The sequence below is a fragment of the cyanobacterium endosymbiont of Rhopalodia gibberula genome (genome assembly GCF_003574135.1).
In the GTDB taxonomy this organism is placed as follows: Bacteria; Cyanobacteriota; Cyanobacteriia; order Cyanobacteriales; family Microcystaceae; genus Rippkaea.
This window is the reverse complement of record NZ_AP018341.1, coordinates 1,471,361-1,492,936: the sequence shown is the minus strand read 5'-3', so window position 1 is coordinate 1,492,936 and position 21,576 is coordinate 1,471,361. Positions and strand designations below refer to the sequence as shown.

The following is a 21,576-nucleotide window of genomic DNA, read 5'->3' as shown; positions in this document are numbered from 1 at the left end:
TCATATCCTAAGATTCTAAATTCCTAAGAAACTACTGCAAAAAACCGTTAATCTAGATCAAAGATAAGGATGATTAGGAGTACGGTGGTGGCCTTTAAGATTGGTTTGCTAGGTTTAGGAACAGTAGGGGCAGGAACCGCCCAGATATTGCTTGATTCCTCGGGGCGAAATCCTCTGTTGGAAGAAATTGTTGTAAGTCAGGTAGGGGTACGATCTCTAGAAAAAACCCGTCCAATCAAATTTCCCCCAGGAGTAATCACCACAGATCTAGACGCCATTGTTACTGATCCTGAGATTAGCATTGTGGTGGAATTATTAGGCGGACTAGAACCAGCACGAACACTGATTTTGCAAGCGATCGACCAAGGAAAACACGTTGTTACCGCTAATAAAGCGGTTATCGCCCGTCACGGGGACGAGATTTACGAAGCGGCCAATCGTGCGGGCGTGTATGTTCTTCTAGAAGCATCTGTTGGTGGTGGAATCCCTATTATTAAACCTCTCAAACAGTCTTTAGGAGCAAACCGCATCACCAGTATCATCGGCATTGTTAACGGAACCACTAACTATATTCTAACCCAAATGACCAATGCTGGAGCTGATTTTAGTGATGTCTTAATCGAAGCGCAACGGTTGGGCTATGCCGAAGCCGATCCAACCGCTGATGTGGATGGGTTGGATGCGGCTGATAAAATTGCCATCTTAGCCTCTCTAGGATTTGGTGGACGGGTCCAACGAGAGAGTGTCTACTGTGAAGGAATTCGCAAAGTAAGTACAGTCGATATTGCCTATGCAGATAAATTAGGGTTTGTGATTAAACTTCTGGCAATCGCTAAAGGATTAGAGGGAACAGAATCGCATACCCTCCAACTACGGGTCCATCCTACCCTAGTGCCTAAATCCCATCCCTTAGCCAATGTCGACCGAGTGAACAATGCCATTCTAGTTGAAGGCGATCCTCTCGGACAAGTTATGTTTTATGGTCCAGGGGCAGGAGCCGGTCCTACAGCCAGCGCAGTTGTTTCAGATATCATGAATATTGTAGCTATACTCAAAAGCAATAATCGTACCCAAACTCTTGACCCTTTATTGAGTTGTATACATCAGCATTATTGTCAAATCACCCCGATAGAAGCCATTGAAACCCGTTTTTATGTTCGCTTCCTCACTAGGGATGTCCCAGGAGTAATCGGTCATCTTGGAACAAGTTTTGGGAACTATCAAGTGAGTTTGGAGTCTGTGGTACAAATTGGGTTTAAAGAGGAACTAGCAGAAATTGTGGTTGTTACTCATTATGTTTGTGAAGGAAATTTCCGAACTGCCCTAGATGAAGTCCGTACCCTAGAGGCAATAAAAAGTATCCCTAGTATTTTACGAGTTTTGTAGGTCTGTGAGTAGTCAACTGCTGTTAACCTTCCTAGTCTCTGTAATTACTCCTCTTTTTAATTTGGCCCAAACATCACCATCTCAACTGTGTCCTACTCCAGTTTTATCTCGTCTGCAACATCATCAAGTTGTCTCAGGAGAAAGCCTATCTAGTATTGCCCAAAATTATAATTTAATTCCCGAAACTTTGGTCAGACTAAATCCAAATCTGAAGAGAAAGCCAGTTCGGGTTGGACAGAAAGTTCTGATTCCTCCGTTTAATGGAATCCGAGTAGAAGTTCCTGATGGAGCGACTTGGAGTGATTTAGCTACAGCTTATGGTATTCGTGCTGATGTACTTTTTGAAATTAATGGTTGTGTCAAAACTCCTACTGTGGTGTACATTCCTGGGGTAACTTGGCAGATTAGAGAAAAGACGAGGCAAAATGACTATATGGGACTTAAGAAATACCCCTTATCCTCCGTTGCTAAGGTAGGGTTAACCTATGGATGGCACCGTAATCCAACAACAAGACAGTCTTTTTTTCATGGAGGAATAGATTTATTAGCTCAGGTAGGAACTTCAGTCCTGTCTGCTGATACCGGAAAGGTAATATTTGCTGCTCAGGAAGGAACCTACGGGTTTTTAGTTGTAGTAGACCATGGCGATGGCAGACAAACCCGTTATGCTCATTTAAATCGGTTTCAGGTAAAGATAGGTCAGACGGTTCAAGGAGGAGATGTAGTAGGACATGTGGGAAAAACAGGACAGCCAGATTTATTAGAATCTCATTTACACTTTGAAATTCGTTATAAGTTTCCCGTAGGTTGGGTTGCTCAAGATCCAGTGATTCATTTACCAGAACTTTAAGTCGTGTTCGTAACAAAAAGTTTTCAGTGGAGGTAAAGAACAGAAAACGGGAAACCGTCTTTCATCACTTTATGCCTTTTGCATGAATGCGTTTTAGATCATTATCTATTCCCCATACCCGTAGACCTATTACTTAGTATTTGCTGGAACGAAGAGTCTTAATTTTTGCAAATATTTCCAAGCGATTCCTTCAGGATCTTTACTTCGACTCCATTCCGGAAAGCTAGGATCGCTTTTTCGTCTTCCAATAGTACTTGGGGTTGTGTCCAAACGCTTAGCCAAATCTACTTGGATTAAAGATAATCCGGAAGGTATTTTAGTAAATTCCTCCTCGCTTAATGAACTTTCTGAGAACGTCTGAGCAATTGTTTCCGGTTCAAGATTAGCAGATGTTTCAGTAGCGCGCTGTCCTAATTTTTGTCGTTTTTCTTCGAGTTCGGCTAGTTGGGAAAAAACCTTTACTGCTGTGTCAGAAAGTTCATCTTGCTTAGTTTTGGAAGTCTTTGACATGATATTAGAGTCAATGCTGTTAGCTATAAGTTCAACATCTTCTGACTCTTCAATTGAAAGTTCAGGTTCACTGTCGTCAAAAATACTACCTAAAGTACTAGTAGTAATAAAGTAATAAACCATACCTTTATCGGGTAATTTTTTACAATAAGCCCCATATTCCTGAGCTTTCTTGGAGAGAAATAGGTTGGCACTTTTAGCAGAGAGATTGGCTTTTAAGGACAAATCCATTGGAGTGAGGCATCCCTGGTTTACTTGTAGTAACTCATTAAAAATTGGGTTAATCTGAAAACACCACTGTTGCCATTGGTAATTATTCCAAGCTTTCCAGAGTATAGTTAAACTTACGACCACTAAAATCCATAGCCAAGCTTTATACAAAAAAACGATCCCTGCCGCTAGGGGAAGGACAAGAATGAGGAAGGCGGCTGGATTGCCGTCAAATACTTTTCCAGTCATAATTTCTGGTGATAAATCGAAGTGCATGACAAAACTAATGTCATTAAGGACATCGAGTCCTGTCAATATTTAAGATCTAAATGTTGAAGAACTTTATATTAACAGTATTGTATCTGAATGTCGTCAGAATGTATTCAAAACTCGTCAGACGGTTTAATGGGAGTATTCTCACGACATTTTTAGAAATAGTAAAAACATCTCTCTAAAAGTCGTTAGCTATCAATACTTTTAGGGGGTACAATGTGTGATAAATAAATTTTCTAAACGGGTACTAATCATATAAAAAGTTTCAGTTTTAGATAGTTGTTTTTTTTGAAAAAAATTTAGCCACTTACCATACTACAGAATTAGCGATTACACATTAAAAGGTCTTAATAATTATCTTAGGTTCGATTTGACAATAAAACTAAAAGTGTGTATAGTCGATTTTATTATTACTCTTGTTGCTCATTATCAATTGTTTTTGGCTAAATTAAAGAAACTTATCACTAAGTTACAAGACAATAATATATTAAAGTTAATGCTATAGTTTTTTTAAAAAATCATCTTTATTATCTTTGAACATTATCCAAAAACAATGCAGTTTTTCAACTGATTAGCGATTGATTAAAAGTTAAAGTTATTTGAGCCGTAAGTTACGATACTTTTTATCAAGGTAAAATGATTTTATCTCGGTAAAAAAGGGAAAAGTCAAGATATTAAAGCTAATTTTATGTTCCTAAAATTATGCATGTTCTCGATTTTATTAATCATGTAAGATATACTCATTACAATCTAGTTCTATTAGAAGAGAGTTCATTATCTGATGATAATATTTTATTTGTAGGACATTGATTAAAATTTATGTAACGAACATTGTAGCGATCAGTTACAAATTAAATAAGAAATTTCCTTGTTAAGAGTAAAATGAAGAGGAGATAATCTTTGACAGCGTAGTTTTTGAAAAAATTATATTGGAAATCCAAAACAATTTACATTACATAATAATTATTATGAATACATGTATATAATTATATAAGGGGTGAATTATGTAATGTAAATTAGGACTAGTCTTGATCTAGTATTTCTTGTTTACTGTTTAAAGAGTTTGTCTTATCCTTCACTAAATTTCATTAATAAATATTAATGTCAGTGTGTTAACAACGTGTAATATATGCTAAAAAAAAAGCAATCACACTTGCTCCTATTTATTGTCAATTTTCTTAGTAAATTTTTTCTAACTTTCTGTCGTTTAACTTATAACTTATATATCTTTTTACTAAGATCTTGTGGAACCGAACTTAGAAGAACTCCTGAAATGATAATTAACCCAGTCGCAGGATTATAAGTCATAACAAGTATGATACTAGCTTCCATGATGGAACTGTTATTTACATAACAACCTATCCCCTCAATTTTATCTTTGTTGTTTACAATTGCCTCTGTAAGAGCCTTTGAGTCATAAACAACTTTTCCTTTTCCACCAAAATATCTATATCAGCAGTAGCCAAGGGTTCTTTCACTACTGCTGATATAGATATGAAAGCCCTATCGACTCCTGATGCAGTAGAGTCAACAGAATAGATTCCACTACTAGTCACTTTAAGCTGGTTATATAATACATTAGGCATTGTTGCAGATCTTTAACTAGAATGCACAAGACTATAAATATTTTGTTCAGCTTCGCGTAGCGACTCCAACTCAGATTTGATATTTACAAGTATGAAATATACTTTTTATGAAAATAAATCGTTGCATGTGGTCGAAGCACCATATTTCAATGAACAAATGAGTGCCAATTTGTTTTTATTTCCAATAGATCTTTGTTTCTTAATCAGGGTTGATGATCAACATTGTTTTTTACATGTTACATTGATTTTCAAAAACGGACAAAAGACTTTAAAATAACCCCTCTCACATCAGGAAAGGGGCTATGGAAATTACGAGATAGTAATTATTTAACAGGAGTTAAGGTTTTCTCCTTATTTTTAACGGGATTAGGGTTTATCTCAGGACTATTCGCTTCAGAGGAGGGAAATACTTGCCAGAATTTACCCACATAATCCCCCCAATTATCGAGGATCATCTGTCCTTTCTGGCTACCCGTACGGTCAACATGAGATTGAATTAATCCTTTTAACTGAAATTCTCCTGCTTCAGTGCAAATCTTTTGAATTTCCACGGTTTCAAGGTTCACCTTTTCTGGGAAATTTCCTTCTTCATCCAAGAAGTAACCTAGTCCTCCAGTCATTCCTGCACTTACGTTACGGCCAATAGTTCCTAAAACTACGATCACACCTCCCGTCATATACTCACAGCAATGATCGCCAGCACCTTCAATAACTGCTTTCCCTAAGGAATTGCGCACCCCAAATCGTTCACCTGCACGGCCATTGGCATATAAAAAACCACCTGTAGACCCATAAAGGCAAGTATTACCAATAATAACGCTATTTTCTGGCTTATAACTACTTTCCTTATGCGGAACAATTACAATTTCTCCTCCGTGCATTCCTTTACCAACATAATCGTTGGCTTCCCCTTCAAGGTGTAAAATCATGCCAGGAAGGTTAAATGCCCCAAAACTTTGACCAGATGCTCCTTTGAAGTTGAGGTTTAATTTACCTTTAAATCCAGTATTTCCATACTTTTTAGCGATTACCCCAGAGATACGCGCTCCAACCGTGCGGTCAGTATTGACAATCCTAATATTTTTTGTCACGGAACGGTGTTCATCAATTGAAGAGGCAATCTCCGTATCAGCTAAAATGCGATCATCTAACACCTCTCCATTACTGTGAACTGCTTCATGGTTCAACCAACTGCGATCTTCTTTTACATTAGGAAGTTTAATTAAACAATCGAGATTTAACGCTTGGGTTTTGGTTAATTTTGGTGTTTTGCGAGAAATTAAAAGATCAGAACGTCCAATCACTTCATCTAAGGAACGATAGCCTAATGTCGCTAGAATTGACCGTATTTCTTCGGCAATAAAGTAGAATAAATTGGTTACATTTTCAGGAACCCCACTAAACCTTTGACGCAACTTTTCTTGTTGAGTCGCAACCCCCACCGGACAGTTATTGGTATGGCAAATGCGGGCCATAATACAGCCCTCAGCGATAATAGCAATAGAACCGAAACCGTATTGTTCAGCCCCCATCAATGCTGCCATCATTACATCCCATCCGGTTTTTAAGCCACCATCAGCACGTAAAATGACGCGATCACGCAATTGATTTTCTAACAACGTCCTATGAACTTCGGTAATCCCTAATTCCCAAGGGCATCCCGCATGTTTAATGGAACTTAAAGGTGATGCACCCGTCCCCCCATCATGTCCTGAAACTTGAATAACATCAGCGTTAGCTTTAGCAACGCCTACTGCAATGGTTCCTATGCCAATTTCTGCTACTAGTTTTACTGAAACTTTAGCCATAGGGTTAATCTGATGTAAGTCAAAGATTAACTGTGCTAAGTCTTCAATGGAGTAAATATCGTGGTGAGGAGGGGGAGAAATCAGAGTAACACCAGATTTGGACTGCCGTAACATAGCAATATAGGAACTTACTTTTTGCCCTGGTAACTGTCCTCCTTCCCCTGGTTTTGCTCCCTGAGCTATTTTAATTTCTAATTGCTTCCCGTTCATCAAATATTCAGGAGTTACTCCAAACCTTCCTGATGCAATCTGTTTAATAGCAGAACTTGCTGTATCCCCATTCTTTAGTCCATTTAGGTGAGGAAATGTAGGGGAGTTTCCATTAGCATCTACATCTGTGAGAGTAATAAAGCGGATAGGATCTTCTCCTCCTTCCCCGGAATTAGATTTTCCTCCTAAACGGTTCATAGCAATCGCTATAGTTTCATGTGCCTCGCGTGATAAAGCCCCTAAGGACATTCCCCCAATACAAAACCGTTTAACAATGGCTTCGACTGTTTCCACTTCTTCAACAGAAATAGAATGGCGATCACTGTTAAATTCTAATAGATCTCGCAAGGCAGTAATAGGACGTTCTTCAAGATATTTACTATACATCGCATAATGATCATACCCCTTTTTATTGCCGCTATTTATTCCTTCTTGGTAAACTGCTACTGCTTTATGAAGAAATTTAGCTATTTTAGGGGAATTCATATGATATTCACCCCCTGGACGGTAGTTAATAAAGCCGAAGTTTTTCAGTTTTTTATCAGTTAGACTGGGGAAGGCGCGACTATGAATAGCGATAATTTCTTCAGCTAATTCTACAGTACTTAACCCGCCAACACGGCTAGTAGTTCCGTCAAAGGCTATTTGAATTAATTCAGGACTTAGGCCGATCGCTTCGAAAGTTTGTGCTCCATGATAGGAAGCCAATAAGGAAATTCCCATTTTAGAGAGAATTTTCAATAACCCTAATTCAACTGCATGGCGATAATTTGCAAATGCTTCATCGAGAGTAATAGGTTCAATTTTTCCGTTCCCCATTAATTTCTGAGTTTTGGTATCATTCCACCATTGACGGATAGTTTCAAGGGTCAAATAAGGGCAAACTGCTGACGCGCCATAACCTACTAAACAAGCAAAATGATGGGTACTCCAACATTGTGCCGTATCTGTCACCAAGGAAGTTTGCAGACGTAATCCATGTTTAATTAAGTGATGGTGGATAGTTCCTACAGCTAATAAGGGAGGAATATAACTGGTTGTTTCCGCAACACTACCCATTTCCGAAGCACGATCACTTAAAATAATAATTTTTGAACCATCTTGAACCGCTTGAATGGCTTCGTAACACAACCTATCTAAGCTAGTTTTAAGTCCTCCAGGACCAGCCGTCAGATCAAACAAGGTAGATAGTTGCGTTACCTTAAATTCAGAAGATTTGATTTGCTCTAATTCCGTTTCATTGAGTAGAGGACTTTCAATTTTTAACAGTTTTGCATCTTCTGCCTTGGGATCTAATAAGTTTCCCCGTTTTCCTAATAACATTTCTAAAGACATCACCAAACTTTCCCGTAACGGATCAATGGGAGGGTTAGTTACTTGGGCAAACCTTTGTTTAAAATAGTCATAGAGTAGATGAGGTTTATTTGAAAGAACAGCCAATGGAATGTCATCCCCCATACAGAATATAGGTTCTTTTCCTTGAGTTGCCATGGGAATCACGATCATTTCTACATCTTCGGCCGTATATCCAAAAGCGGTTTGTTGTTGTAAAAGTTGACCAGGTTGATTGAGAAGAATATTTTTTGAGAATGGTTGAGGAGTGACTTCTCGACGAAAAGTCTGCAACCATTCCCAGTAAGGATGCCGCTGGGAAATACGTTGCTTAATATCCCAATTTTTAAGAATTTCCTTAGACTCTAAGTCGACAGCAATAGTTTGTCCAGGTCCTAATCTTCCTTTTTCTACAATGTCTTCTTCTGGTAAATCAACGACTCCTGCTTCGGAACCAACTACCAAATAATCATCTTTGGTAATGCAATAGCGAGCAGGACGTAAACCGTTACGATCTAAACAAGCTCCTACCATTTTACCATCACTGAATGTAAGTAAAGCTGGACCATCCCAAGGTTCTTGAAAACCACTATAATACTGATAAAAACTAATTATTTCGGGATGATCTTTCAAATCAGGTTGATTTTTATAAGCTTCAGGCACTAGGATCATCGCCGCTTCAAGGGGACTACGACCGGTCCGAACCAATAATTCTAAGGCACTATCGAGGTTGTAGGAGTCACTGTTGTCATTATTGACAATGGGAGTTAACGCCTCTACCTCTTCAGAAGTCCATCCTGGAATTTTTAAATGAACTTCTCTGGCTGCCATAGAGTTAATATTCCCAATGAGAGTATTAATTTCTCCATTGTGACCCAACAAACGCATGGGCTGCGCCAAAGACCACTTTGGCATGGTATTGGTACTAAAGCGACGATGGTATAGAGCGAATCGACTAATATACTTAGGGTTTTTCAAATCTTCATAGAATTTGTCTAAAATCGTACTACGAACCATTCCTTTATAAACAAGAGTACGACAACTAAAAGAACAAATATAGAAGTCATCTGCCAGTCGCTTACCTATCCTTGACCGCACTATGTATAGTATTCGATCTAATGCATCTCCTGATAACCCGGCTGGAGAAGCTACCATTATTTGTTCGATGTGGGGTTGATTTTGTTTAGCCTGAACACCTAAAACCTCAGGTTTAACGGGAACTTCTCGCCACCCCAATACCTTTAAATTGGCTGCGGATACTACTGTCTCAATATAAGCACGATCCGCTTCCCTTTTAATTTCATTCTGGGGTAGAAAGACCATCCCGACCCCTAATTGTTCAACAGGTGGCATAGTTATACCTTGACTGGTAAACCAAGGAACTAATACCTCACGGGGAATGGCTGTCATGATCCCCGAACCGTCTCCTGAGTCATTATCCGCACTACAGCCCCCCCGATGTTCTATACAGCCTAGCGCAACAATTGTCTGTTCAATAAGTTTATGGCTTCCTTTTCCTTTTACATCAGCAATAAAACCAACCCCACAGGCATCTCTTTCCTCCACCAGCCATTTTTGACCACAATAGGGAGACAATGGTTGATGAGTTAACTGAAGAAAGTGGTTGGTCTTTTTCATAGGGCTACGCTTATACATATAATTTGAAAATACGGTATTATGGTGTTTTAAACTGCAAAATCAGTCGCTAAAGCCGGTTTAGCGAAGAGCTCACAAAACCATCATGTTTAGGACGTGGTTAACAACAATTAGTGACAACGGAACAAAATAGATAATCTTCCCACACTTCTAGTTGTAGAGGCATTTAAAGATCCCTGACCTCCATGCTATCGAATCTTAGCCATGACAATACAATCTGTTAATGATAATTTAGCTTATCTAAATTCTAGACCAACTTAAATTTTTGATAGTTTATTGAAATCAAAGTAAAATCGCAACGATAAAGCTAATTCTTAGGAGATGCAACATTTGTTCTTGTCAGTGCGTCGTGTGGAAAAGCAAAAATACATCAATCACCAAATATGCCTAATGACTAGTAGAAATTTTAAATAAACTTCGAAACCTTCAACCTTAACCTTTTCCCACTTAAATCAAATCCTTGAGGGAAATAAAATCTATTTATTCTTCTCTAAGACGTAAACATTAGAATTTTTATGAAACTCACACTTCTGGGCAAAACAGCTACTATCATCTTCTTTTGTTTTACTGGTTTTGCGCCTCATATTCCTAGTGATGCTTCAACTTTCGAGCAACAAGAAGTCAATCAAGATGACCTTATCGCTATTGCTAGACCCTATGGCGATAATAAATACGATTTGTTAATCATACGTCAAATTCCTGGACAGCGAAAATGTTGGAGCGAAAGTGGGGCTAATCCGGTTTTAGTTAATCCATTACTCCTAGACTTTGATTTTACAGGAAGTTGCGAACGTAGTACAGATAGCAACGGCTATTCTATCCGCATTGATGGACAAGATTATGGTCTAGACTATCTCTTACGTGTCATAGAACATGATGGAGAACTAAGACTCGTCGGAACCCATCGTGATGATTCTAGTCAATCCGAAATTATCATTGGAAGAAGTAACGGAATAGCCAGTGGATTTATGCGACTCGAGCTTGGTACTGGTTGGAGATTCACAAAACGGACCTATAACGGTAGAGTATTGGGTCATGTGTATCTTACAGGAGATAGTTCAGCTATAGAAGAACAATCTCTTTTGATAGCCACTAACTCCTCTAGTTCCAGACAAAACACTCAAGATAGTAGACCGATGAGAGAGATGACTTTTACTGCAGAAAATCGACCAGACAGTCAAACCTCAGCTGTGTTGAAACCTTTATCCTCAGTATCTGTTTCTCCTACAACTCTTTCTTCGTCTAGTACCCTACCTCCACCCCCTCAACCTCGTTTATTGTCTACTATTACTGAACCTTTATCTAATGAACCTTTACCTAAGTTTTCTGACTTACCCCCCTTAGCACCCCCTCCTCAAAATAACAGTAATTCTATCGTTCCGCCTCCTCAATCCTCAACAAGCACTAATTCGGGGCGTAAGGGATTATCTAATACGGTTGGTTCTTTGTTTAGTCCTACACCTATTGTCCGACGTGCTCCCCTTGAAAGATACCGTGTGATTGTCGCTACGAATACTAATTATCAAAAGGTTAAAGTGCAATCACTCTATCCTGAAGCGTTTCCCACTTCTCATAACGGGAAGTCTGTCTGGCAAGTAGGACTATTTAGCGATCGTGATAATGCTGAAGAAGTACATCGGACTTTAGAAAATGCTGGACTCAAACCGACTATCATTCCTTAAGTGGAAGAATATAGTCATCCTTGGGACAGGAAAGCTCATTCAGTTTTTTTACATAAACTTTATTTTTACTTAATCATATAACCCAATCGACATCAATATAATAGGAAACATGAGTTAACATTTAGAGGGGATTAGACTATGTATACTCCGCCTCTTGCCCGTTTGATTGAGCAACTACGACACTTACCAGGGGTTGGACCCAAAACTGCGCAAAGACTTGCCTTGTATATTCTCAAACGCCCAGAAGAGGAAATCAGAACCTTAGCCAATGCTTTAATTGAGGCAAAAGAGAAAGTTGGACTATGTCAGGTTTGTTTTCATTTTTCTGCTGACCCTGTCTGCGAAATTTGTCGCAATCCTCGCCGAGATCCTCAAGTTATCTGTGTAACAGCTGATTCTCGTGATGTGATTGCCTTAGAAAAAACTAGAGAATATAAAGGGAAATATCATGTTTTGGGAGGTGTTATGTCTCCGATGGATGGTATTGGCTCTGAACAATTATACATTCGACCCCTCGTTAAACGAGTTAGCCAAGATAGGATAAAAGAAGTGATTATAGCTCTTAGTCCTACAGTAGAAGGAGAAACAACCACTCTCTATATTGGTCAACTCCTCAAACCTTTTACCAAAGTTACGCGCATTGCCTTTGGATTGCCGATGGGAGGAGACTTGGAATATGCTGATGAAGTGACTTTAACAAGGGCATTGGAAGGACGACAGGAATTGAAATAATTGATAATTGTTTTTTTCCCATCAATGATAAATGCATGGATGTAGTCGTAACGGGAATCGGGTTACGTTGCCATTTGGGAAATTTTGGACAAATGTAGCGAGGTTGGACTAAAAGAGTATCGGTAATTAAGTATCATCAATCTCTTCCGGAATTTCTTTTCTGTCTTCTTAGATTAATCAATGATCAACCTATTCCCTTAACTTATGTGACCCAAATTACTGTAGCCCACGATTTCTTTCACAAGACTGTGGTATCATCCTGAGATGAGGTCGCAGCTATCAGAGAATTTTGAAAAGGTTCGCTGGTCAAAACTATCAAATTAGTCTAGATTAATCTCTTCGTTTCTATATTTCTACTTCTCCTATTAACTAGAAACTTTACCCCACTAAAACTCGATAATAGCTGCTAGTCAGCTTCAAACCACAGGAATATTTATCCACTATGGCTATCTATCTAACGGGACTGTGGGCAATTTTTCAAAAGGTTAAATTAATTAAATAAAAAAAGTGTAGACGAGTACCGTTGGAGTGTTAGAGTCCCCGATTACTCCCTTAACTCTGACCAGATTTGAGAAAATAGGAGTATTAGCTAAAACTGTGTCTTACACTCCTGATTTATGTCGAGAAGAGTTAGTTTTAGGGAAAGAGACGCAATTTTAGTCTTAGAATCTGCTGAAGTTACTGATAAACAAGAGGCTTCAGTGTATGGGAAAATCTTGGGTTTTGGTTTTACTTGCGATTGCGGTAATGTTAAGTGCGTCAGCAACCGATAACAAAATGACGCAGATGGCTATTAAAAATTCTCTGTAGTAAGTCACAACCACAAGAGATTGATTATATTCACTCCTATGTAACGAGTACCTGCTTGAATGATGACTGAGAAGCAAAGTTCATCCAGTCTGTATTTTCTTCCTAATGTTTTTCCAAGTTTCACTAAAGGAGCGACAGCTCACACATCAGGTGTGTCTGGAGCTATCACGGTGATAATGGGTTTAATGTCCTTACGTTATGGACAATTACTTTTTTGTGTTAGGGAATAGCAATTAGTCTCTTTAAATAAGACTCTTTATTTAGAATTTAGTTTTGGAGGATAAAATGGGGGTCTCATGTTAGTAGTTGATAATTGGTTAATAAGTAAATAGAGCTATGTCAAGAACTATGATTAAAGTTAAAAGGCTGATTCTAGTAAAAGAAATAAAAATCTATAATCAAATTTAATTGATTGTTATCGCAGTTGGATCAGTAAACTAGCATCAACAAAAATCACATAATTATTTTAATAAATTACATAAATATTCTTTTTTCCTTTTGATTTGGGTTTAGAGAACTGTTTAAACTTAGTTTTTTCTTCTGAGGCGATCACTTCTGAAACTAAATTTTGTTCAAATTTAAATTTTAATAAAAAATTATCATTATCTCGAGACAAAGACAAAGAAGACTCTAACTTCAGTTCTTCTAGTTGAAATTTATCTAAGATAAAAGGAACTTCTTGGATTACTACTGTCGAAGTCGGTATGACCACACTCATCGTCATTAATAATAAACACCAGCGTACACTCATCACAATACCTTTTTTCGTTAAACAATTATTTATTAATTACAAAAATCCTAGATCTTTTTAAAAAACCTATCAATCAAAGATTAATTGGACGTATACAATTTTTAATTTCACTTTAACTAAAAAATCAATCATAATATATTTTTATTTGTTTATATTTTTTCTATAAAAAAGTACTTTTTTATAGAAAAAATATTATACATAATAGCCAATTTATGATGGATTTTATGATAGATTAAGTTGCTATTACTAACAGTAATTATTCTTTAATAATTAATAAAATTTTCTCTAAAGTCCAAGTCTTGATAAGTCAGGTAGTAACGAAAATCATGTAAATCTGTATAGAAAACCTTTCTTATAAGAAATTAAAAATTAATCTTAGTTCTGTATTTAAAGAATACGTTCTACATGACTGTGTTCATATCTCTAATAACCGATAAAACAGAAGACTTATCTTTGTGTAAATATCTATATAAGTACGAAAATTTACTGATTAGAGACACTTTAGATGGTGTCAAATAGATAGAATAAAATCTTATCGCTCAGTTTAACCAACTTGTACTTTATCTTCTGTTGTTAATAATAGAGGAATTCATTTAAATCATTGCTAACAGAGTTTTTAAGAGTAGTTTTTAAGCAAGATATACTCAATCTAAAAATAATTTATTAGTTAAATCTTGCCTTAATTCAGAAATTAGTTTATTGTTATCTGTATTGTCTTAAGTTAACTTGACAATCAATAATCTACCGCGGTTGTGTATAATGAAATATAATTTAAATTCCTAATGCTATTTAGATAATCTTGTATCTTAAATGCTGCTTACACAACATATCTGCTACTCCTCAGCCTTTCTATAAACCTCTGTTAAATTCTCATTTAAGAGAAATGTCGCCGAGGTTAGTGATCACCATATAATCTCCATTCCTTTATTTCATTAGCTTAGTCAGGATACTGTAAAATTTCTTGCTTAAAAAGCTCAACAATATCAACAAATATTATTCCAAATTCCAATAAGATTGTTTGGGGTCAGCATCAGTTGACCCCAAACAATCTTATTGAGCAATAGGTTGTTTTTTCTGTTCTTTAGCTAGAAATTTTTCTAGTTCCGTCAACGCATCAGCATCAACTTTCGTTTGCATAGGACAGAATTTTGGTCCACACATTGAACAAAACTCCGCTGTTTTATAGATATCTGCAGGCAAGGTTTCGTCATGGTATTCTTTAGCGCGATCAGGATCTAAAGACAATTCAAACTGACGATTCCAGTCGAAATTATAACGAGCTTTTGACAGTTCATCATCGCGATCTCTTGCCCCTGGACGGTGACGAGCAATGTCGGCTGCATGAGCAGCAATTTTATAAGCAATCAACCCGTTACGAACATCCTCTGCATCAGGTAATCCTAAATGTTCCTTAGGAGTGACATAACATAACATTGCTGTACCATACCAACCAGCCATGGCAGCCCCAATTGCTGAAGTAATATGGTCGTAGCCTGGAGCAATATCGGTTACTAATGGTCCTAAAACATAGAAAGGTGCTTCGCTACACTCTTCTATTTGTTTTTTCACATTCAACTCAATTTGGTCCATAGGTACATGGCCCGGACCTTCTACCATCACTTGGACATCGTGTTCCCAAGCACGATGGGTTAATTGCCCTAAAGTTTTCAATTCAGCAAATTGTGCCTCATCTGAAGCATCATGAGTACAGCCAGGACGTAAAGAATCCCCTAAACTAAAAGAAACATCGTATTTTTTAAAAATTTCGATAATCTGGTTAAAATGAGTATAAAGGGGGTTTTGCTTATGGTGGTGTAGCATCCACTTGGCAATAATACCGCCACCGCGAGAGACAATTCCTGTTAAACGATTTCTAACTAAAGGAAGATGTTCAATCAATAATCCTGCGTGAATCGTCATGTAGTCCACACCCTGTTGAGCATGCTTTTCGATGATATGCAGAAAATCATCGGGACTAAGGTTTTCAATGTTCCCGTGAACGCTTTCCACTGCCTGGTAAATGGGGACAGTCCCGATAGGAACAGTAGATGCTTTAATAATGGCTTTACGGATGGTATCTAGGTCCCCCCCCCCTGTAGATAAGTCCATTACGGTATCTGCACCGTATTTTACTGCTAGGTTGAGTTTAACTACTTCCTCATCCACATTAGATGAGTTCGGAGATGCGCCAAGATTAGCATTGACTTTGCATTTAGAAGCAATACCAATACACATCGGTTCGAGATTTGGATGATTAATGTTGGCGGGAATAATCATTCGCCCCCGTGCAACTTCCTCTCGAATTAACTTAGGGGGAAGACTTTCTCGCTTAGCTACATAATCCATTTCTTCAGTAATCATACCTTGACGAGCATAATGCATCTGGGATACATTGCTGTGGTTATGACGCTTAGCAACCCATTGTGATCTCATATCTTATTTGTACCTCAAAAAACAGCTTTTCTGCGCCGGCATTAACAGATTCCAGATTCTAAGGGTCTCTCTCAGTCTGGTTAAGTAAAACACCCCTAGCTCTAACACTCCACTGACTAAGGACGAGTGGACTCTCGGACTGAATCCTGCCCATACTGGCATTGCCAGCTTTGGTCTTACAGTTTCATAATCTAGTCCGGCTACACTTTTTACAGTAAGCACTCTAATGGACTACTCCCCAAGCGTGAATTCGGATATGTTCTATTCTATTTGATTTATAATTTTATCTTAACCGTTTAGCTTTGTACTTTTGGCTTTTCTACCAGTGATGGTCAAAGATTCAAGGGTTAAGGTTGCGGAGCTATGACATTAAACTAGTCTCCTCATTACCTTAAAGTTTATTTACCCGCAAATAGCTTAGCACATTGTACCTTAATTGGCTGTTTGTTAGACCCACGATTTTCCGATAAGTATTAATCCTAACATTATAGTTATTTCTATTGATTGGAAAAGAGCTACATAGTGAAAAGAAAAAATAAAAGATAAAATTGATAAATATAATTAAATCCTCAAACAATATTTCTTTTAAAACTCATCATATAAACGATTTTATAGGCAACTATTATTTCTGTTATTTTTTTGAAGTAAACTACTTAAAATTACCTAAAAAAATGAAAACAAGTAGCTATTTATCTATATAATTGACTATTAGCATCAATATTATTCTAAACAATTATATTTTCAATCAAAAATTACCTATTTTAGGGTAAAAATTTTCTCTATATATATTGACATAATCTTTATTTTTTACTGTTTTCAAAATCTCATCTCTTTTTTCTATCTCCGTAAAATTTATGGAACTTTTAGCAAGTTGTTCCCAAGTCACTTCTCATGGTATTCGAGCCATCTGATTACCATAATCAAAAACTAGATTCGCTTGTCAGCCATAAGAAACTACAATAAAAGGTATAAAAATAAGAGTTTTAACTTTCTCATATGTATTACCAGTTCTCTCAGTCAGTTCTTTTTCTAAAAATTTGACATAACCATTTAATATGTAGTCAACTCCAAGCTAATATTTCCGATTCTTTAGCTAATTGTATTTTCTTACAAAAAATTATAAAGGTAAAAAACAAACCATCACAGTCAAGCAGATGGTTTGTTTAGAAATACCTGATATTTTTCTCCACTTCATTGGCTTCTAGTTTCCAGATTTTCTCCAAACGACTAATTACAAAGTTAGCTTCTTGTTAGCCTAAATTTATCCAAAATAAATAATCGATAGTATTCGAGCAAACCTATTATGTAAAAATTTTTTTACACGAAAATTCTAAATATGAAGGTAAAGTTTCATTGTTAATGATGAGCTTATCACAACCAATAATCATTCTATAGATAGATAGTATTCTATCAAGTTTTGTTATTAAATTATGTTAGGATTAATATCCAGGACCATTTTATGCTTATGAAGTTTAATGCTCAATTCAGTTTAATAGATGTTAATGGACGAGATTATAAATTTAAAATAGCTCACTATTATTACCCATGCTCATAGTTTTAATAAAGTTTTAATAAAATAAAAACAGTCCAATTTATCCAAAAAATAGACCAAAAAGCAACCCACACTCATTAAGGTTCAATAACCAGGAGGATTATTCATAAAAAAAATAAATTAACTATCAGAAATTTATCTGAGGTAAAAGAAGCCGTATATGAAAAAAACTAAAGAAGAGTTAGGCTGTTAAAACAAGAGAAGAATACATAACGGAATATATAAGATAAAAATAGTTAAATACTAATCAAATAACAATTGTAAAAAATGGACACAAATAAGAGATGGAGTTAGTGAACAAGAAATTAGCCTCGTCTTTTGATCTAAAACAGTCTTAGATTAACTGTCTTTTTCCAAACTTATAGAGGTCATTTAAACAAGATGGAATACTAGTGCAGTCTTTGTCTACTTAACTGGGGTGCTAGGATTCGAACCTAGGAATGGCGAGACCAAAACCCGCTGCCTTACCGCTTGGCGACACCCCAATAGTCATGCCTTTGTAATTATAACAGAGGTTAGCAGGAATTTGTCAAGTTCTTTTCCTAAATAGATAGATTAACCGAGGGATAGTACAGTTAATTTACTAAATCTTATTTGATATTTATCATCAAATAAAATGATAAAAGGAATATACGCCACTTATACTACTGACAGCGTATATTCCCTTTTCTTACTACTTCGGAATAAGCATTTTAATCCACATAACTCCGCTATGATGTGGTATTCCTCGGTAGGTCAGCTAACCAACAGAAACTTTAAGAGTTGAAGGGTTCCCCATATTTCCTTCTAGAATAACTCCTCGTCCGTTTGCGGCTAGATGACGTACAATTTTGTAGACTGCTTCGACTTCATCAGGAGATCCTGCTTTCGTTGCTAACGTGGCTATATCTAAAGTTCCAACAGAATCCTCGATCGCCTTTTGAACTTCAGTTTGTAAAGACAAAACAGAAGAAGCCATCTTCTTACCTGCTTCTACTCCAGGTTGATGATAGGCGTTAACGTTAACTAGCGATCCATAAAAACTAACAGTACGTTCATACATCGCAATTAAAGCCCCAACAGTACGAGGATTCACTTGGGGAATCGTAATGGTTACTGAATCACGGTTATTTTCATACAATGCCTGTCTAGTTCCTTGGATGAACCCGGATAGATAGTCTCCAGAAGTGATTCCAGGATCTAACTCAATCGACGAGCCCTGACGATCCTCTAATACTTCAATAAAGGTGACAAAGAAATTAGAAACTCCTTCACGTAATTGCTGAACATAAGCGTGTTGATCTGTTGACCCTTTATTTCCATAGACCGCAATACCCTGATAAACTTTGTTGCCATCAAGGTCTTTTTCTTTTCCTAAAGACTCCATGACTAACTGCTGTAAATAGCGACTAAACAATAACAAACTGTCTTTATAGGGAAGGATCACCATATCTTTTTCTCCCTTTCCATTGCCAGAATAATACCAAGCTAAGGCTAACAATGCTGAGGGGTTGGTTTTAAGATCTTTAATTCTGGTTGTTTCATCCATTTCCTTAGCTCCAATCAACATCTCTTGGATGTCAATACCCTGCAATGCGGCTGGTAACAACCCTACGGCAGAAAGTTCAGAAGTTCGTCCACCTACCCAGTCTTGCATAGGAAAACGGGCTAACCAGTCCCGTGCTATCTGGTCCATTTTACTTCCTGGCATGGTAATAGCGACCGCATGAGGGGCAAAATCTAAACCTTTAGTTTCGTAAGCTGCTTTGACTTCTAACATCCCGTTACGGGTTTCAGGAGTTCCTCCAGACTTAGTGGTTATCAAAACTAGAGTACTTTTGAGGCGATCACCTAAACGGGTTAAAATGCGATCAATACCTGCTGGATCATTATTATCAATAAAGTGAATAGCCATAGGGGGAAAGTCGGAAGATAATGCTTCGGCTACAAATTGGGGTCCTAAGGCTGATCCACCAATACCAATAGAGAGAACATCAGTGAATTTATCGGCAGTGGGAGGTTTAATAATTGCATTATGAACTTTAGTTACGAAGTCTGCAATAGCTTCGAGAGGTTCAGTAATTTCTTTTCTAATGTTGTCATTAGGGGCTAATTCTGGAGCGCGTAGCCAATAGTGACCTACCATTCGTCTTTCGTCTGGGTTGGCGATTGCTCCGGCTTCTAGAGCTTCCATATCCTGAAAGGCTTTCTCAAATTTAGGATTGAGACTGTCAACGAAGGTATCATCAAAGCGCATTCGGCTAATATCAAGGTATAGTCCTAATCTTTGGTGATAATATAGCCAATTTTGATAACGTTGCCAGAGTTGTAGCTTATTCATAGGAAATACTGCACTATCAAGATAAGTTTCTGGAGATGATTAAATATCTCTCCAACGATCATAGATATAGATCTTAGGAATAAAGAGTTAAGATTTCATTATTTTTTTTTATGAAAATAATAACTTTACAATAATTCAAGATTAATTATAGGTTGAAACTTGAGACTATAAAAACAAAGGCTATCTTCATAGCCTACCTTCATGTACCTTATTTTTGCAGTTTCATCCTTTAGGGTATAAAACTAAATCTAGTTATGAAAACCCACTAATGATAAGAAAAAAACAATCTAGATAAATGAAGATATCCAGAAGAATACCCAGATAAAAATACTTAGAAGAATGTCTAGAAAATTATTTGGCTCGGTATTGTAGTTCAGGTTAACTATAAAAAGTATCCAAAAAGTCAAAACTATGTTCGATTAAGAAGACAGCATTCACTGCTGAAAGTATTTATAAAATAAATTATATTTGTAGTAAGGAAGAAATCAAAAATATCAAGAATAAAGATTTAAAGTAACAAAAAAAACTTTATTTGAGTGGAAGACTACTTAAAAAAATAACTCACCAATCAAGATTAATATCTGCATACGAACAGAATAAAAAATAAATTATTAGATGAAATCTACAATATATTAAATCTGTTTAACAATAAAAATATTAGGATTAATTATAAAAATAATTTTTCAAAAAGTATATTTTTTAAAATTAAGTAAAAGATATTCATAATGCGAAATAAATACAGTTTTTTTTATAAAACCAGAGTGGAATTGAATCTAATTAGAAAGAGAATTTAGAGTCCCATTTAGAAAACCCTAATTGCTATAGTAGATCAGGGCTACAAATATCCATATGTCTACAGATTTATCAAATAGTCAACAAGAGAAATTTTGTTAAATTTTAAGAATGAATAAAAATTGCTAAATATATAAACTTCGTTCAAGTAAAGGTCTTGTTGATAGGCTAAAATAGAGATCAATCTTATAGTAAAGAGAGTAATCCTGCAGAAATTACTAGATAATTTTCACAGGATTACTCTCTAGAATTAGATATAACAAAACGATGATAGACGTTGGTAGATTAACCTTAAAATAATAGTTAATATGCATTATTAAAAATCAGCTGAATAAAAGAAATCATTGAAGAATTAACTCATTGTCATTGGTTAAATTTCTTTTTATTTATTAAAAGAACATATCCATCGAATTTAGTATAATATCAAGTCGTACGATTTTACATAAAAGATTTAACAATTTTATTGATAGAGTATTGTCAATAAATTAATGATTCATAGTTTCTAACTTTTTATTTTTGATAGATTATTAAAAGTTTAGCTTTCTAGAATTAAATTAATGAGTTAGTAAAGAAGAGAAATAATAGATTTTAAAAATCTATTTACGAGGCAATAAAAGTTGGTTAAACCATAAGTTGATTTCTAAATTGATTCAGCTTTTATTTTTTTATTTGATTTACTTATG

12 protein-coding genes and 1 tRNA gene are annotated in these 21,576 nt (G+C 36.4%); 6 read left to right on the top strand and 7 right to left on the bottom strand.

The features are described from left to right. Positions 1–87: 87 nt before the first annotated feature. Both RGRSB_RS04795 and RGRSB_RS04790 read left to right on the top strand, forming a co-directional pair. The gene (locus RGRSB_RS04795; RefSeq protein ID WP_119260071.1) at positions 88–1,386 is read left to right on the top strand and encodes a homoserine dehydrogenase; all 1,299 of its coding nucleotides are present in this window, start codon (positions 88–90) and stop codon (positions 1,384–1,386) included. A gap of 4 nt (positions 1,387–1,390) precedes the next feature. Further along, positions 1,391–2,236: a LysM peptidoglycan-binding domain-containing M23 family metallopeptidase gene (locus tag RGRSB_RS04790; protein ID WP_119260070.1), complete on the top strand. Its 846-nt coding sequence runs from the start codon at positions 1,391–1,393 to the stop codon at positions 2,234–2,236. A 129-nt stretch (positions 2,237–2,365) separates the two neighbouring features. Here the strand turns inward: RGRSB_RS04790 and RGRSB_RS04785 are convergent, their stop codons facing one another. The 3 genes from RGRSB_RS04785 to gltB form a co-directional block, all read right to left on the bottom strand. After that, positions 2,366–3,205: a hypothetical protein gene (locus tag RGRSB_RS04785; RefSeq protein ID WP_119260960.1), complete on the bottom strand. Its 840-nt coding sequence runs from the start codon at positions 3,203–3,205 to the stop codon at positions 2,366–2,368. Positions 3,206–4,614: 1,409 nt separating this feature from the next. Next, positions 4,615–4,815 (bottom strand): hypothetical protein, encoded by a 201-nt coding sequence (locus RGRSB_RS04780; RefSeq protein WP_119260069.1) that lies wholly within the window; start codon positions 4,813–4,815, stop codon positions 4,615–4,617. Between the two features lie 323 nt (positions 4,816–5,138). Next, positions 5,139–9,803 carry a glutamate synthase large subunit gene (gene gltB / locus RGRSB_RS04775; protein WP_119260068.1) on the bottom strand — a complete coding sequence of 1,555 codons (4,665 nt, stop codon included), beginning with the start codon at positions 9,801–9,803 and terminating at the stop codon, positions 5,139–5,141. A gap of 533 nt (positions 9,804–10,336) precedes the next feature. On the opposite strand from gltB, the gene RGRSB_RS04770 reads away from it, so the two are divergent. From RGRSB_RS04770 to RGRSB_RS10065, 4 genes are all read left to right on the top strand, one after another. Next, positions 10,337–11,503 (top strand): DUF3747 domain-containing protein, encoded by a 1,167-nt coding sequence (locus tag RGRSB_RS04770; protein ID WP_119260067.1) that lies wholly within the window; start codon positions 10,337–10,339, stop codon positions 11,501–11,503. A 138-nt stretch (positions 11,504–11,641) separates the two neighbouring features. Next, the gene (gene recR / locus RGRSB_RS04765; protein WP_119260066.1) at positions 11,642–12,235 is read left to right on the top strand and encodes a recombination mediator RecR; all 594 of its coding nucleotides are present in this window, start codon (positions 11,642–11,644) and stop codon (positions 12,233–12,235) included. Between the two features lie 528 nt (positions 12,236–12,763). After that, a complete protein-coding gene (locus RGRSB_RS10735) occupies positions 12,764–12,895 on the top strand; it encodes a hypothetical protein (RefSeq protein WP_269460804.1) in 132 nt (43 codons plus the stop codon). 209 nt (positions 12,896–13,104) lie between these two features. Next, positions 13,105–13,275 (top strand): hypothetical protein, encoded by a 171-nt coding sequence (locus RGRSB_RS10065; protein WP_172582037.1) that lies wholly within the window; start codon positions 13,105–13,107, stop codon positions 13,273–13,275. A gap of 236 nt (positions 13,276–13,511) precedes the next feature. On the opposite strand, the gene RGRSB_RS04760 is transcribed toward RGRSB_RS10065, so the two are convergent. The 4 genes from RGRSB_RS04760 to RGRSB_RS04745 form a co-directional block, all read right to left on the bottom strand. Continuing rightward, positions 13,512–13,796 (bottom strand): hypothetical protein, encoded by a 285-nt coding sequence (locus tag RGRSB_RS04760; RefSeq protein WP_119260065.1) that lies wholly within the window; start codon positions 13,794–13,796, stop codon positions 13,512–13,514. A 1,050-nt stretch (positions 13,797–14,846) separates the two neighbouring features. Further along, positions 14,847–16,229, bottom strand: a complete 1,383-nt coding sequence (gene thiC, locus RGRSB_RS04755) for a phosphomethylpyrimidine synthase (RefSeq protein ID WP_119260064.1) — start codon at positions 16,227–16,229, stop codon at positions 14,847–14,849. Between the two features lie 1,965 nt (positions 16,230–18,194). Continuing rightward, a tRNA-Gln gene (locus tag RGRSB_RS04750) sits at positions 18,195–18,266 on the bottom strand. Between the two features lie 254 nt (positions 18,267–18,520). Continuing rightward, positions 18,521–20,101, bottom strand: a complete 1,581-nt coding sequence (locus RGRSB_RS04745; protein WP_119260063.1) for a glucose-6-phosphate isomerase — start codon at positions 20,099–20,101, stop codon at positions 18,521–18,523. Between the last annotated feature and the right edge of the window lie 1,475 nt (positions 20,102–21,576).